The sequence below is a fragment of the Roseovarius sp. E0-M6 genome (assembly GCF_037083845.1).
Lineage (GTDB): Bacteria > Pseudomonadota > Alphaproteobacteria > Rhodobacterales > Rhodobacteraceae > Roseovarius.
Genome location: NZ_JBAPLA010000007.1, coordinates 36,755 through 51,455, shown reverse-complemented (window position 1 = coordinate 51,455; position 14,701 = coordinate 36,755). Strand labels below are relative to the sequence as shown.

The following is a 14,701-nucleotide window of genomic DNA, read 5'->3' as shown; positions in this document are numbered from 1 at the left end:
AACTGCGCCCAATTAAGACGCGCACTTCTTATATAGTAAAGTATCGGCAAAAAGACCAAATTCCATGACAGAGATCCGCACTCGGATCAGCAGCGGCGCATATACCGGCCAGACCGCCGGCCTGCTCTCCGGTAGCTAACAACCCAATATTGTGATCCTTCCGGCCGATTATGCCCATGATTTTCTTGAGTATTGCTTATGCAATCCCAAGCCTTGCCCGCTCGTGGCGATGGGTGAGATTCTGTTGCGCTCGGGCATCGCAGATTCCGTGTCTCCACTTGGCTGACGTAGCTGCCCGGTGGGCTGATGCACTCCAACATCAGTGCCTGCGCGTCCTTCGCGGCGATCTCGGGGTCAACCGCGGCTAACGCCGCCACAATCGGCATCGTCGCCATCCCATAGATGGAGCGGAACGGCTATAACCGCAAACTCTTCCTCGGCACGCTCGCCTCTGGCGGAACGCTGGGCATCCTCATTCCGCCATCGATCAACATCATTATCTACGGCACCCTGACCGACACCTCGATCCCAGAGCTTTACCTCGCCGGAATCGTCCCCGGTGCCGTACTGGCACTGCTGTTTTCGGCCACGGTGACGCTGCTGATCATCGTCACGCTTTACCTCGTGCTGGGACTCTTTCTTGAGACGCTGACCTTGATGATCACGACGATCCCGATCATCGCGCCAGTGGTCTTTGCCTTGGGCTACGATCCGGTCTGGTTCGGCATCATGCTCATGCTACTGATCGAGACCGCGTTGATCACGCCACCTGTGGGCCTCAACCTGTATGTGATCCAAGGGGTGCGCAGTTCCGGAAACGTCGACGATGTGATTCTCGGCGCGCTCCCCTTCGTGCTGGCCCTGATGGTAATGGTCGGTCTGCTGATCGCGTTTCCGGGCCTCGCCCTCGGATTGCCGGCGCTGTTCTACTGATCCTTGGCGACAAAAAATCCCGGTCGCCAGCGGCGACCGGGTTTGTCGTGCGATGGTCCGGCGGATCACTCGAAGGCGCTGGCCGGATAGAAGGTCTCGGCCGCCCACGCGCCGTCGGTCGCCTTCTGGACAGCGTAGGAACCAGCAGGCGTGCCACTCTCGTCGAGCACAAGCGGGCCAGACGCGCCTTCATAGTCGATGTCCTTGCCTGCGGCGAGCGCCTCTTTGCCGGCTGCGAAGGAGGATACCTTCTCACCCCCGTCGGTCACGTCGCGGATTTTGGAATTCATCGACTCTCCCGTGCATGCGTCACTCGCCTCTAGCGCCAGCGCCGCCAACATCACCATGTCGAAGGAGTTGGCCGCGAAGGGGCCGGGCGCCTTGCCGGTCTTTTCGTTGTGCATGTCCTTGAACGCCTGGAATTCCGGCAATGAACTATCGGCCTCGGCCACCTCGACATAGGCACGTCCGTTGATCAAGTCTGCTCCGACAGCCTCGAATATCTCGGGCACGGCCAAGTCTGCGGTAAAGAGCCATTCACCTTGGAAGCCACCCGCCGTGGCCTCTTTGATGACGGTGACCCCGGATTCCTGCCCACCCGCCAGGTAGATCGCATCCGGCTCCTGCGCCAGAACCGAGATCAGCTCGGCCTGATAGGAGGGCTGACCGGGGTTGTAGATGATATAGTCAGTCAGGGTGATGCCCGCCTCTTCGACACGCTGCCGCGCGACCTGCGCCGGCGAGATCGTCGATTCCTCGTTCTGCACAAGGAAGGCCACCGTCTTGTAGCCTTTTTCAGTGAGCCAAAGACCCGCCGCCGCGCCGTCACCCAGATCTGAGGACACGGTGCGATAGACATAGTCGCCACCCAATTCATTCAGCGTAATCGTGCCCGCATAGGGCGACATCAGCACTGTCTTGGTCCGTTTGGCGAGATCCACCAAAGCCACCATCACGCCCGAAGTTGGCCCAAGGATGGCAACAGCACCTTCGGACTCGATCATCTTCGAGGCTTCGCGGATGCCGTTCTGGGGATTGCCGCCGGTATCGGCAACGACGGTGCGGATCATGCCGCATGACGTGCCCCCCGCCGCGTTGATTTCGGCAGCGCCCATTTCGACCGCATTGGCAACGATCTTGCCAAATTCGCCCAGTTCGCCGGTCAGCGGCACAAGCACCCCGACCGTGACTTCTTCGGCTTGAGACGTCGCGCCCATCGCCGCCAGGGCGCAGGCGGCGACCCCGGTTTTCAGGGCCGCGCCCCGTCCTGCAAATATGGTTTTCATGTTGATCTCCCTGTTGGCATTAATTTTTTTCTCATACGTGGGCCTGCAACAGCACTTCTTCCAGACGACCCGGTTCCAGAAGCGACTTTGCCTCGACTGTCTCGGAATTCCGGCCTGCGTCGATGACATAGGCGGTTTCCGAGATGCCGAGGATTTTCTCGGGGTTCTGTTCGACAACCCAGACAACACCGACCCCCTCTCGGGACAATTCGCGCACCCAGTCCACGATGCGGTCGACGAAAATCGGGGCGAGACCCGCTGTCGGTTCGTCGAGGATTAGAATGTCGGGTGCGGCCACCAAGGCCGTCCCGATGGCCAATGTCTGGCGTTCACCGCCCGAAAGAGTCGAGGCATCCTGGTTCGCGCGTTCCTCAAGAATAGGAAAGCGGCGTAGCACGTCGCGCACACGCTCATCCGCACCCTCGAAGGCCAGCGATGCGGCCGCAAGGTTATCGCGCACCGAGAGTTCGGCAAAGACATTGCTGCTTTGGGGCACATAGCCGATGCCAAGTTTGCAGATACTCAGCGCGCTATGCCCGTTTAGCGAATTACCCTTGTAGTGGATCTCGCCCTCCATGACCGGCAAGTGCCCCGCGACGGTCTTCATCAGCGTGCTTTTGCCCGCGCCGTTCGCGCCGAGGACTGTCGTGATCTCACCGGGCTTCACGGTAAAGTCGATGCCGTGCAGGATCTGCACCTTGCCGTAACCGGATTTCAGGCCGCGCACTTCAAGCTGCATGTTCGTCTCCCAGATAGGCGGCGATCACGTCCGCATTGCTGCGTATCTCTTGTGGCGATCCCTTGGCGAGAAGCTCTCCGTTCTGTAGCACCACGACGCTGTCGGCGATGCTGAGCAGGAAGTGCAAGTTGTGTTCGACGACGACGAGGGTGCAACCCTCGCGGTGCAGGTCGACCAGTATATCGCTGAGCTTCTTCTGTAGGCTGGGATCGACGCCCGCCGTTGGCTCGTCCAGCAGCAGGATACGTGGCTCGCGAATCAATTGGCGGGCCACTTCGAGCATTCGCATTTCACCGCCCGAAAGGTTCGTGACCACGTCACCGATACGCGGCCCAAGGCCCACGCGTTCCAAAACGACCCGCGCCTTGTCCTGTAGCGCGGCCTCATCGGTGCGCCAGTTCCCAGAGGCGACCGAGGGCAGATGTTCGCCGGCGTTGTTGGCCCCCACGAGCACGTTGCCGAGAACGCTGAGCGACGGGAACGACCGCGGTGTCTGAAATGTGCGACCAAGACCCAATGACGCGATTTCGTGCGGGCGAACCTGTGCCAAATCCTTACCGTCCAGCCGCACAGACCCCGAATTGGGCTTCAACACGCCCGAGATCAGGTTGAATGTAGTGGACTTGCCCGCCCCGTTGGGGCCGATCAGCCCCAGAAAGGCGCCTTGGGGCACCGTGAAGCTGAGGCCGGTATCTCCGCCCACGGCCTTGAGACCGCCGAAGCGTTTGATCACCTTGTCGACGACCAGAAGATCCTGTGTCATGCCCTCTCTCCCTTGCGTCCAAATTTCTCGAAGGGCTGCCAGCGCAGGATCATGATAAAGATAACGCCGGTCAGGATTTCCTCCGTAGAGGCCGCGATCTCGGCAGCGCGGACCGTCTCGAAATGCATCGAGCGAACCACCTCCTCGAAGGTGACGAGAGCCATCGTGCCAAGAATAGCGCCCACGATCGTGCGCTCGCCCCCCAACACAAGCGCGATCCACACGAAGAAGGTGATCTCGGCAGTGAAGAGATCGGGACTAACAAGCGTGGTGATCATCGCGTAGAGCGCCCCGGCAAAGCCTATCGGCACCGCCGAGACGACGAAGACCTCGAACCGCAGTCGCTTGATATCCTTGCCAACGGCTTCGGCCGCGACCTCATCGTCGCGCACCGCATCAATAGCGCGACCATAAGGGGCGGCGAGGATCCGGCGATACAACAGCATGGTCAGGCCCATGAGCAGGATCGCCGACAGGGCGAAAGTATAGTTCTCGCCCAAACCCATCCAATTCATCTCCGGCCGCTCAATGTTGGACAGTCCGACGCTGCCGTTGCCGATGCGGCGCTCATTGAGCAGGAATGAATGCAGTACCTCGGCAAAGGCGAAGGTGGTCAGCGCCAAGTATTCGCCTCGCAACCGAAGCGTGGGCCAACCCGTCACCACGGCAAAGATCAACGAGGCCACTCCGGCGGCAAGAAAGCCCACCCACCAAGGCGCACCAAAGCCGAACATGTATTGGTCCAGACCGCTCGGCGGGTCCTGCGTGAAGATCGCATAGGCATAGGCCCCGGCCGCGAAATAGGCCACTGTGCCAAAATTGATCATACCGCCACGGGCGTATTGCAGGTTCAGAGATAACGTCAGAACCGAGAAGAGGCAGCCATAGGTCAGGACCGTCAGCAGCAGTTGTTCCACGTTCATGACGGTTTCCTCCCCGACAAACCCTGCGGGCGGAAGAGAAGCACGATAATGACGACGGCGAAGGCGATCAGCGGCCTGTAACCAGCGGGAATCCAGTAGACAGACATGTCCATAGCGATTCCCACGATCAGCCCGGACAGCAGAACGCTATAGAGCGAGCCCAGTCCGGCCAGGATCGCCACGGCGAGGATCTGGAGAATTTGGCGAAAAGCTATGTCGGTCGACAGGGTTGCGATCATCGCCAGCATAACGCCCGCAAGACCGGCAAGACCCGAGGCGATCAACCATGTCGCTCGAGAAGTCTGCCGCACGTCAATTCCGCGCGAGGCCGCAAGCTCGGGGTTGGCGGACATGGCCCGAATCGCGAGTCCCGTCTTGGTTTTGTTGAGAAAGAGCGCGAGCGAGACACCCGTGAGCGCCGCCAGCGCCACGACGATCATCTGGTAATCGGTGATCCGCACGCCCCAGAAGCGATAGGTCGTGGCCAGCGGGATATCCAACGTCCGGATGCCCGTCCCGATCACACCATCCACCGCGCCACCAATCACATAGGCCACCCCAACCGACGAGATCAGCAGAACCGCCGGACCCAGCCTGCGGATCGGGTCATAGACGACGCGGCCAATGAACAGGCCCAGAAAGGCGGTGAAAACGATGCCGACCAGTGCGCTCGGGATGAAGGGCCAGCCAAGTCCGACGTTCAGCCCCCAAGTGGTGAAAGCCGAGACACCAAGCAATTCAGCATGGGCAATGTTGAGAAACCCCTCCACCCGCCGCGTCAGCGAGAACCCGATCGTGGCGAGAATGAGAAAACAGCCGGTGACGATGCCGGTGACGAAATATTGGGCCAGAAGCGTCATGTCGCGTCTTGGCCTGGCATGTCCAAGGTGGTGCAGGTTTGCATATCTGACTCCCTATCTCTTTATTTAGGGAGTATGCTTCGTTTACCGGCAAAAGCAACCGTTTTCTGGCACGGCGCGATCAGCCTTCTTGCGCTGCGGATTAAATCGCACCCATCGGGGCGCGGCTGGCGGTATTGTTGGCGTCGACCATTTTATTGATGAGGCGATAGAACTCTTCGCGCTCCGTGTCGGTCAAAGGCTCGACGAAACGCTCTTGGGCCCGTGCCATCATCGGGCGCACGCGCTTGACATAGGCGACTCCTGCCTCGGTGATACGGATCAGCTTGGCACGGCGATCTCTTTCCGACGGCGTGCGCACCAGAAGGCCGCGACGTTCCAACCGCCGAATCACGTCGGCGCCGCTGGTCCGGTCGACCCCGACCGACGTGGACAGCGTCAACTGATCCATCTCCTCTCCGCCCTGAAGGACGGACAACATGCCAAACTGGACAGGCGTAATGTCCTCTCCGCCACATTCCTCTACGAAAAGGCCCACGTGGATTTGATGTAGCCTGCGGATAAGGTAACCCGGTCGGTTCCACAACTCGCGGTATTTTCGACTCTTGACCTTGCCAGAGCGCGGTGCCTTATTATCATCCAACGGGTTTTGTTCGTTCATTCCGTTTCACCTGACAGTTACTCCTGACCTTTTTAACGCCTCAACTCAGTTTTGTTCCATAACGAAAGCGCCAGGCCCGGCTCCTGCCCTGAAATCCACAGTTGCCTTGACTTACTTAGGATGTATACTCCCTTAATCGGATAAAACAAGAATTTCCGCTCCGGCGCGGAGCGGCGATGCAGGGAGGCGCATCAGTGAGCACAGGGATCGGGGAGCGCGTCCCGCGCAAGGAGGACAAGCGCCTGCTGAATGGTCAGGCCAAGTTCGTGGGCGACCTGAAATTCCCGCGCCAATGGGAGGCGGCCTTTGTCCGCAGCCCCATCGCCCACGGTCGCATCCGCGCCGTAACCAAGCCCGACGATGCCACCGACCGCGTCTTTACCGCCGCAGACCTCGCGGATGTTCTGCCGATTCAGGCGGAGTCTTCGCTGCCCGGTTACAAGGGGTCCGACTTTTACCCACTGGCCCGCGACAAGGTGCGTTTCGTGGGCGAATGCGTGGCCATCTGCATCGCCCCCACCCGCGCCGAGGCCGAAGACATCGCCGAGCGCGTGGCGCTCGATCTTGATCCGCTACCGCCGGTTATGGATGCGATCCTTGCACGCGACCCGGATTCGACGCTTCTGCATGAAAATTGGGGCGATAATCTCTTTGTGACCACGCATTTCAACGAAGGTATCGACGCGGCGCGCGCCGCCGCCGATGTGGTGATCGAACGCGAATACAGTACTGCCCGGCAATGCATGACCCCGATGGAGGGCAAGGGCACGCTCTCATACTGGGACGATAAAACGGGGCAACTGGTCGTCTACACCTCGACGCAGGTGCCGCACCTGATCCGCTCGGGCATTTCCCAGTTCCTGCAAATCGATCAGGGGGAGGTGCGCGTGATCGCACCCGATGTGGGCGGCGGTTTCGGTTATAAATGCGTGCTTCAGCCTGAGGAATTGTCAGTGTCCTGGGTGGCACGCAAAACCGGGCGCCCGATCCGTTGGACCGAGGACAGGCGCGAGCATCTCGTCGCTGGCGCCAATACACGCCAGCATCACTACCGCATCACCGCCTACGCCGACAAACGCGGTCGCATCCTGGGCGTCGATGCGGACATCACGGTGGACGTCGGCGCTTTTTCGGTCTGGCCTTTCACCGCCTGCCTCGAAGCGGCTCAGGCTGGTGGCAATCTGCCCGGCCCCTATGCGTTCCCCGGCTATCGCTGCACCACCTATTCCGTCGCCACCAACAAGCCGCCCTTTACTCCATATCGCGGGGTGGCGCGGCCCGGCGTCTGTTTCGCAATGGAACTGACCATCGACGCCGTCGCGCGCGCGGTCGACCGTGAACCAGCAGAAGTGCGCAAGGAGAACCTGGTGCCGGCGGAGGCTATGCCCTTCACCAACGTCACCAAGAAATTTTACGACAGCGGCGACTATCCAGGAAGCGTCACCGAGGCCCAGAAGGCCATTGACCTCGCCGCCTTCCGCCCGCGCCAAGAGCAAGCGCTGGCAGAGGGCAAGTATCTGGGCATCGGATTTTCCACCTTCACCGAGCAATCCGCGCACGGCACCAAGGTTTTTGCCGCTTGGGGCCTGCCCTTGGTGCCCGGCTACGAACAGGCGATGGTCAAGCTGACCCCCTCGGGCTCGGTCGAAGTTCGGTCGGGCAACCACAGTTTCGGCCAAGGGTTGGAAACGACGCTGGCACAAGTGGCAAGCGAATGGTTGACCGTGCCCGTGGAGCGGATCGCAGTGACGATGGGTGATACGGGCATGACGCCGTATTCCACTGGCGCCTATGCCTCGCGCGGGATGGTGATGGCCGGCGGCGCGGTGTCCAAGGCTGCCGAGGTGCTGGCGGGGCGCATCCGCAAACACGCCGCGCATCTGCTGCAATGTCAGCCGGACGATGTGACACTGAAAGATGGGCACGCCCATGCCGGCGCCGCCAGTGTGAGTTTTGCCGATATCGGCCGGGCTTGGTATCTGCGCCCCGATCAGCTTCCCGATGACGTGGACACGGCCGGGTTGGAGGTGACCGAAGGCTACAAGCCCGAGATCGACTCGGGCGTCTTCACCTATGCCACCCATGCCGCCATCGTCGAGGTGGACATCGACACGGGCCACGTTGAAATCCTGGATTACGTGGTGTTCGAGGATTGCGGCCGGCGCGTGAACCCAATGATCCTCGAAGGGCAGACTTACGGCGGTGCGGCGCAGGGGATCGGCACCGCCCTCTTTGAGGAAGTGCTCTACGACGCCAACGGCCAACCGCTGACCTCGACACTGGCTGACTACATCCTGCCCGGCCCAGCGGAACTGCCGAATTTTCGTCTGTCGCACAAGGAGACGCTGTCGCCTTATACGCGCCACGGTATGAAAGGGGTGGGCGAAGGCGGGGCCATCGCCCCGGGCGGTGCCATTATAAACGCAGTCAACGATGCGCTGCGCCCCCTCGAGGTTGAGCTGAATCAGATTCCCGCAACGCCGGCACGTGTTCTGGGCGCTGTGCTCAAGGCGCGCGCCGCCGAAGGAACTGCATCATGAAGCCGGTCGCCTTTTCCCATACCTTGCCCGATAGCGTCGTCGAGGCGACGCGCCTCGCGGCTGGCGGGGTCGATGTCAAGATCATCGGCGGCGGGCAATCTCTGGGACCGATGCTCAATCTGCGGCTGGCGCGTCCCGAGGCGTTGGTGGATGTCGCTGCGCTGAACGATCTGCGCCGCATTGCCGATACCGGCAGTCATGTCGAAATCGGCGCCACGATCCGCCATGCCGAGATCGAGGACGGCGCAGTGCCTGACCCGATCCCCGGCATGCTGCGCCATGTCGCGGGGGGCATCGCCTATCGGGCGGTGCGCAACAAGGGCACCATAGGTGGCAGCCTCTGCCACGCCGACCCGGCCGCCGATTGGGTCAGCGCGATGACCGCGCTCGACGCGACGCTTGTGATCGCGGGACAGGACGGGTCCACGCGCGAGGTGCCGATGACCCGTTTCATGGAAGGCGCCTACCGCACGTCGCTTGAGCCGGGCGAGGTGCTCTGCACGATCCGCATCCCGAAATGCGGTGCGGATGCCCGCTGGGGCTATTACAAGATATGCCGCAAGGTGGGCGAATTTGCCGACGCCATCGCCGCCACGGTGATCGACCCCGAACGCCGCTATTGCCGGGTGGTCTTCGGCGCGGCGTCCGGCGCGCCGCTCGTGGCGCGTGATCTGGCGCTGAGCTTGGCCGAGACAGGAAGCGCCGCACCGCAGGACGAGGTAAAAGACGCCCTGCTGACTCTCGATCCCGCACTCGACTCCATAAAGTGCCATCAGCTTGCCGTTGCTTACGCGCGCTGCCTTGCGGAGGCCATGCCCAATGACTGACCGGATTTCCCTGATCGTCAACGGCGAGACGCATCACGTCTCTGCTCCGCCCCGGACGCAACTGGCCGAGGTGCTACGCGACATGCTGGATCTGACGGGCACGCATTTGGGCTGTGAACAAGGCGTCTGCGGTGCCTGCACGGTGATGCTGGACGGTCGGCCGGTGCGGTCCTGCATCACCTTTATCAATGGCTGCGACGGCGCCCGGATCGAGACTGTTGAGGGCCACCGCGACGATCCGGTGATGGACCGCCTGCGCGAGGCGTTCTCGCACCACCATGCGCTGCAATGCGGCTTCTGCACACCGGGGATGCTGGCCACGGGCCGTGATATCCTCGCCCGGCATTCCGACCCCGACGAGCGCACGATCCGCACCGAACTGAGCGGTAACCTCTGCCGCTGCACGGGTTACGTGGGTATCGTTCGCGCCATTCAGGACGTGGCGGCACAGGAGGACCTCGACCGCAGCGTGCCCAAGACATCACCCCCCCGCAATGCCGCCGCACCCGCCACATTCACCCCCTTCACGCCGGTCGAGGAAACTCCGCCGGAGACTGCACCGGCAGAGGCGAAGGGCAGCGTCAGGGCCGAAGGCAACTGGACGATCGTCGAGCGCAGCTTCGTGTTGGATCACGCCGTCGACAACGTATGGGCACTCTTCTCGGACGTGGAAAAAGTGGCAAGTTGCGTTCCGGGCGCCGCGCTATCGGACGTGACCGAGGACAGTTTCTCGGGCCTTGTCGAAGTGCGCTTCGGGCCGATCAGTGCCCGGTTCAAGGGCCGTGGCACCTACGAGATAGACGACACGGATCACCGAGGCGCTCTGACAGGGCGCGGTGAGGACAAGGGCGGCCAATCCAACCTGCGCGGCGAGTTGCACTACACACTGGCTGCGGAATCCGCCCAAGAAACCCGCGTCGATGTCATATTCCGATTCCAGATCGAGGGGATGCTGGCGCAGTTTAACAGGCCGGAACTGGTGACCGGCTTCGTGGATTTCATCCTCCGCCGGTTCATCGCCAATTGCCGCGCGGTTTTGGCCGGCGGCACCGCCACCGCGTCGCACCGCATCGGTGTCTTTGCCTTGGGCTGGTCGATGATGCGCGGGATCTTCGCGTCGGTCTTTCGCAAAAGGTGAAACGGCTCGCCGAGACGAGCCGTAGCCACCGGAAAAGGCAATCAATCAGTCGACGAACGCCCGTTCCACAACGTATTCGCCCGGCTTGCTGTTGGCGCCCTCGGACAGGCCGCGCGCCTCGAGCAGGGTCTTGAGATCCTTGTTCAACCCCATTGATCCGCAGATCATCACCCGGTCCTCGGCAGGATCGAAATCCCTCAAGCCGAGATCCGAGACAAGCTTACCGCTCGCGATCAGGTCGGTGATGCGGCCCATCCGGTCGGATGTCTCGCGCGTGGTGGTGGCGTAGCGGGTGAACTTGGCCGCCGCCTCCTCCCCCACCAGCGGATCTTCCATCAGGCGGCGTTCCAGATCAGCGCCATAGGCCAGTTCGCTGTTCAACCGGCAAGTTTGCGTCAGGATCACTTGCTCGAACTTTTCGTATGTCTCGGGCTCACGCATCAGGCTCGCGAAGGGGGCGACACCAGTGCCCGTCGAGATCATCCAGAGCCGCTTGCCCGGCAAGAGCGCGTCCAGCACCAGTGTGCCCGTCGGCTTTGTCTTGACGATGACGTGTTCACCGGGGGCAATCTCCTGCAAGCGCGAGGTCAGCGGGCCATCCGGCACCTTGATCGAGTAGAATTCCAGCTCCTCGTCCCAGAACGGCGAGGCGATGGAATAGGCGCGCAGGATCGGCTTCTGCTTTCCGGTCTTCGGGTCCGGATCGCCCGGCAGACCGATCATCACGAATTCGCCCGAGCGAAAGCGGAAGCTGGCAGGCCGCGCCACGCGGAACGAGAATAACCGGTCGTCCCAATGTCGAACGCTCAGAACCTCCTGAGCGTCAGGTAGCGTGGCGGTGACCTTGTCGATTGCATTCATCGTATTCTCTCCTTGTTCGCGGGGGGCGAGCGCCGCGCGCCTCAGCCCTTCTTGTCGGTTGCGATCCGCAGGCCCTCTATCTCGATGCCGTCCTCCTCGCGGAACTCGTGTTCCTGCAGGACAACAGGTTCAGACCCTTCGCTGGGCTCGGGATAGGCGAACTTGCCACCCTCCATCTCGAAACCGTGTTCGGTCTCATCCGAGGGGGCATCGCCGGGACTGTAGAGGGGTTTTCGCGCGTCGGGTTCCGACGGCTCTTGCCCGGTGATCAGCAGCGCGGCTTTGTCGGGCTTGCCATTCCATTCCTCCGCGTCGGCGGGCACGTCACCCACCTCGACGATGTTTGGCCATATCTCTGAATATTTGGTGTTGATCACCAGCCAATCATCCAACCCCGGCTCGGTGTCAGGTTTGATCGCATCCGCGGGGCATTCGGGCTCGCACACGCCGCAATCGATGCATTCCTCGGGATGGATCACGAGGAAATTCTCTCCTTCGTAGAAGCAATCCACCGGACAGACCGTCACACAGTCCTGAAATTTGCAGTTGATGCAGTTCTCGGTCACGATATAGGTCATGCGTCACCCTCTTTTAGGAAGTATACTCCGTATTAAATCGGAATGAAAGCCCTATTGTTTCCGGGTCTCGTTCAGCCCTCGATCGGGATCGGCGTAACCTTGTAGGTTTGGTTGATCTCGCGTCCCAGAACTGGGTCTATCAAGGCGAAGCGAAACATCTCGCTGTAGCGCACGCCGCCTTCAGCGCCGCAGGTCCCACCGAAAAGAAAGGTCCCGTCCTTCAGATCGTCTCCGGCCTCACGCAGGCATGCAAGCAACTCCTCGGGCGACAAGAGGCCCGAGACTTTTCCGTCCTGATAAACCACCTCGGCCCCGTCTTCCCGGATATGGGATCGGATCTGAAGCTGGTCCCAATGGTCGCTGACCTCGTCAAGCGGCCAAAACTCGGCGGCGAAGGGCTTATCGCAAAGCTGTTTCGCAACGGTGATGCCCATGTGCTCGTAGACCCGGTCAGTATGGTCCGACGCGGCACCGACCCAGATGCGCCCGCCCTCACGGATCAGGGCATATTCAACCTCACCGCTGGAGCCGTCCCCGATCACCTCGATCTCGTCCGCCCTGGTCAGACGCGAGACGCCAACGCGGTAAAAGACAGGGGTCGAGGTGGGCGGCGTGACACCGATCTTGGCAAGTTCGTCGATATGGTGCTGCAACGCCGCCTTGTCGCGACCGGTCCAACCGCCGACGATGGCACGGGTCAGGGTAACGGGGCGTTCCTCGCTGCCCTCCTTGGTGGTAAAACGAGCGGTGAATGTAACTTGAGCTGGCATGGTCTCTCCTGTTGTCAGCGGCCGCGTATGGCCTGTTCCAATCCGCGCGCCACGGACAGAAGGCGGCGGTCCTCACCGGTCATTCCGAACAGCATCGCACCCACCGGCAGGGTCTCCGCTTCATGACAAGGCACCGAGATCGCCGGAAGATCGAGAAAGTTGCCGACGGCGGCGTTGCGTAGGCAAAGAAGGTTCGTGGGCCGCGACACCTCGGGATCTTCTAGATCGACGAGCTTCGGCGGAACGATCTGCACCGTGGGCAGGATAAGTGCATCAAAAAGAGCATGTTTCTCGGCCACAACGGCGCGTAGGCGGGCGCGCTCGTCGGCCAGACGTATATATTCATCGACGCTTTGTGACTGGCCAGCCTCGAACCGGGCGCGGACCCAAGGGTCGTAGAATTCGCCCCGCGTCTCGAGATATTTTCGATGCCAGGCATAGGCATCGGCGCCCACATATCCGCCCTTGGCGTTGATCCGCGGCAACTCGGACAGTTGCGGAATCGACACCGGGGTCAGCCGCACCCCGCGCTGCGACAACCGCGTGAGCACCGCCTGCCAGGCGCGCGACACGCCCTCGTCCATCTCTTCGGTGACATACCCTTCGAGCACGCCCAAGCGGATGCCACCCTCGGGGAAGGACTCGACATCGTCGCCGTCACCGCCCGAAAGGAGGGAATCCATGACCGCGACGGACGAGACATCATTGGCGAAGGGCCCGACGCAGTCGAGCGTGTGCGACAACGGCACAGAGCCCTGACGGGGTACGCGGGTCGACGTGGGCTTGAACCCAACGATACCGCAAAACGCAGCAGGGATGCGGCAAGAGCCGCCGGTATCCGTGCCGATAGACGCCGGCACGATGCCCCGTGCCACCGCCACGGCAGCGCCGGAGGACGATCCGCCCGGCACTCGGTCCGTTTCGGTGTCATGCGGATTGATCGGCGTGCCGAAATGCGCGTTCACGCCAAGGCCGGAATAGGCGAACTCGGTCATGTTGGTCTTGCCCACCACGACCATACCGGCACGGCGCAGGCGGCGGACGATCTCGGCATCTTCGGCAGCGGGGGCGTTTGCATCCAGCACCTGCGATCCGGCACGCGTGACCTCTCCTTTGACGTCAAAGAGATCCTTGATGCTGACGGGAACACCCGCCAGCCGAGGCAGCGCGACACCCCGCGAGCGCCCGTCATCCAGCCATTCGGACATGGTCCGCGCTTCATCGCGGTAGGTCTTCAGGAATATCTTTCCCGCCTCGCCTCCGGTCGCATCCAGCCGTTCGAAAGCTTCGCCCACGAGGGCCGTGCTAGTCAGCTTGGCGGCGCGCAGTTTGCGGCCGAGGTCGGTGATGTTCTGGATCATTCGGACACCCGTCAAGGCAGACCGCGCCCGGGGCGCGGCCCGATGGAACCCATTACGGGCGGTTTTACTGCGGCTCGTAGTAATGCTGCTCCAGCAGGAGGCAGCCCGTCTCGGTGCGGAACGGCCCATGCGGCACGTGCGGGGGACGGACGCAATAGGTGAAGGGCCCGAAACGCTCTCCGCCCGTGGGCCCGTCATTGCCAACCCACATGTCTCCTTCAAGGACAAACACCTCTTCCCAGTAATCGTGCTCGAAGGGAACGGTGGTGTACGTGCCCGGCTCGAATTTCAGCAGGCGCGTATGCCCGCCCTTGCGGTTCTCCATGTCCAGCGTACCCGACATGATCTTCTGCTTGATCCCCGAGGGATAGCCCTTGGGCGTCTCCCAGCCCGTATCCATGTCAAGCTGGTAGAACTCGCGGTGTTCCTTATTCACGGCCATCTTTACGTCTCCTTGATCT

Annotated in this window: 13 protein-coding genes and 2 pseudogenes; 4 read left to right on the top strand and 11 right to left on the bottom strand. The window is 61.7% G+C overall.

Annotated features, from left to right (window positions below; translation table 11 throughout):
• Window positions 1-223: 223 nt before the first annotated feature.
• Window positions 224-933: pseudogene (locus V8359_RS19350) on the top strand (TRAP transporter large permease subunit); the annotation flags it as partial.
• 65 nt (window positions 934-998) lie between these two features.
• Here the strand turns inward: V8359_RS19350 and V8359_RS15565 are convergent.
• The 6 genes from V8359_RS15565 to V8359_RS15540 all read right to left on the bottom strand — a co-directional run bounded on the left by V8359_RS15565 (window position 999) and on the right by V8359_RS15540 (window position 6,165).
• Complete coding sequence (locus V8359_RS15565) at window positions 999-2,219, bottom strand: ABC transporter substrate-binding protein (RefSeq protein ID WP_336429989.1); 1,221 nt, start codon at window positions 2,217-2,219, stop codon at window positions 999-1,001.
• 31 nt (window positions 2,220-2,250) lie between these two features.
• Window positions 2,251-2,958, bottom strand: a complete 708-nt coding sequence (locus tag V8359_RS15560) for an ABC transporter ATP-binding protein (RefSeq protein WP_336429988.1) — start codon at window positions 2,956-2,958, stop codon at window positions 2,251-2,253.
• A complete protein-coding gene (locus tag V8359_RS15555; protein ID WP_336429987.1) occupies window positions 2,948-3,721 on the bottom strand; it encodes an ABC transporter ATP-binding protein in 774 nt (257 codons plus the stop codon). The genes V8359_RS15560 and V8359_RS15555 overlap by 11 nt, the downstream gene beginning before the upstream one ends.
• The gene (locus V8359_RS15550; RefSeq protein ID WP_336429986.1) at window positions 3,718-4,644 is read right to left on the bottom strand and encodes a branched-chain amino acid ABC transporter permease; all 927 of its coding nucleotides are present in this window, start codon (window positions 4,642-4,644) and stop codon (window positions 3,718-3,720) included. Before V8359_RS15550 ends, V8359_RS15555 begins: the two co-directional genes overlap by 4 nt.
• A complete protein-coding gene (locus tag V8359_RS15545) occupies window positions 4,641-5,504 on the bottom strand; it encodes a branched-chain amino acid ABC transporter permease (protein WP_336429985.1) in 864 nt (287 codons plus the stop codon). Before V8359_RS15545 ends, V8359_RS15550 begins: the two co-directional genes overlap by 4 nt.
• Before the next feature lie 142 nt (window positions 5,505-5,646).
• On the bottom strand, window positions 5,647-6,165 hold the full coding sequence (locus tag V8359_RS15540) for a MarR family winged helix-turn-helix transcriptional regulator (protein WP_336429984.1): 519 nt from the start codon (window positions 6,163-6,165) through the stop codon (window positions 5,647-5,649).
• A gap of 194 nt (window positions 6,166-6,359) precedes the next feature.
• Here V8359_RS15540 and V8359_RS15535 point away from each other — a divergent pair, with 194 nt between their 5' ends.
• From V8359_RS15535 to V8359_RS15525, 3 genes are read left to right on the top strand one after another with little or no spacing between them, the layout of a single operon-like run.
• Window positions 6,360-8,705, top strand: coding sequence for a xanthine dehydrogenase family protein molybdopterin-binding subunit (locus tag V8359_RS15535; RefSeq protein WP_336429983.1), 2,346 nt, complete (start codon window positions 6,360-6,362; stop codon window positions 8,703-8,705).
• A complete protein-coding gene (locus tag V8359_RS15530; protein WP_336429982.1) occupies window positions 8,702-9,532 on the top strand; it encodes an FAD binding domain-containing protein in 831 nt (276 codons plus the stop codon). The genes V8359_RS15535 and V8359_RS15530 overlap by 4 nt, the downstream gene beginning before the upstream one ends.
• The gene (locus V8359_RS15525) at window positions 9,525-10,670 is read left to right on the top strand and encodes a xanthine dehydrogenase family Fe-S subunit (protein ID WP_336429981.1); all 1,146 of its coding nucleotides are present in this window, start codon (window positions 9,525-9,527) and stop codon (window positions 10,668-10,670) included. Before V8359_RS15530 ends, V8359_RS15525 begins: the two co-directional genes overlap by 8 nt.
• A gap of 45 nt (window positions 10,671-10,715) precedes the next feature.
• Here V8359_RS15525 and V8359_RS15520 read toward each other — a convergent pair whose 3' ends face one another.
• The 5 genes and pseudogenes from V8359_RS15520 to V8359_RS15500 all read right to left on the bottom strand — a co-directional run bounded on the left by V8359_RS15520 (window position 10,716) and on the right by V8359_RS15500 (window position 14,682).
• Complete coding sequence (locus V8359_RS15520; protein WP_336429980.1) at window positions 10,716-11,531, bottom strand: ferredoxin--NADP reductase; 816 nt, start codon at window positions 11,529-11,531, stop codon at window positions 10,716-10,718.
• 272 nt (window positions 11,532-11,803) lie between these two features.
• Window positions 11,804-12,109, bottom strand: a pseudogene (gene fdxA / locus V8359_RS15515) (ferredoxin FdxA); the annotation flags it as partial.
• A 71-nt stretch (window positions 12,110-12,180) separates the two neighbouring features.
• Window positions 12,181-12,879, bottom strand: a complete 699-nt coding sequence (locus tag V8359_RS15510; protein ID WP_336429979.1) for a DUF2848 domain-containing protein — start codon at window positions 12,877-12,879, stop codon at window positions 12,181-12,183.
• 14 nt (window positions 12,880-12,893) lie between these two features.
• Window positions 12,894-14,240 carry an amidase gene (locus V8359_RS15505; protein WP_336429978.1) on the bottom strand — a complete coding sequence of 449 codons (1,347 nt, stop codon included), beginning with the start codon at window positions 14,238-14,240 and terminating at the stop codon, window positions 12,894-12,896.
• Between the two features lie 64 nt (window positions 14,241-14,304).
• The gene (locus tag V8359_RS15500; protein WP_336429977.1) at window positions 14,305-14,682 is read right to left on the bottom strand and encodes a cupin domain-containing protein; all 378 of its coding nucleotides are present in this window, start codon (window positions 14,680-14,682) and stop codon (window positions 14,305-14,307) included.
• Between the last annotated feature and the right edge of the window lie 19 nt (window positions 14,683-14,701).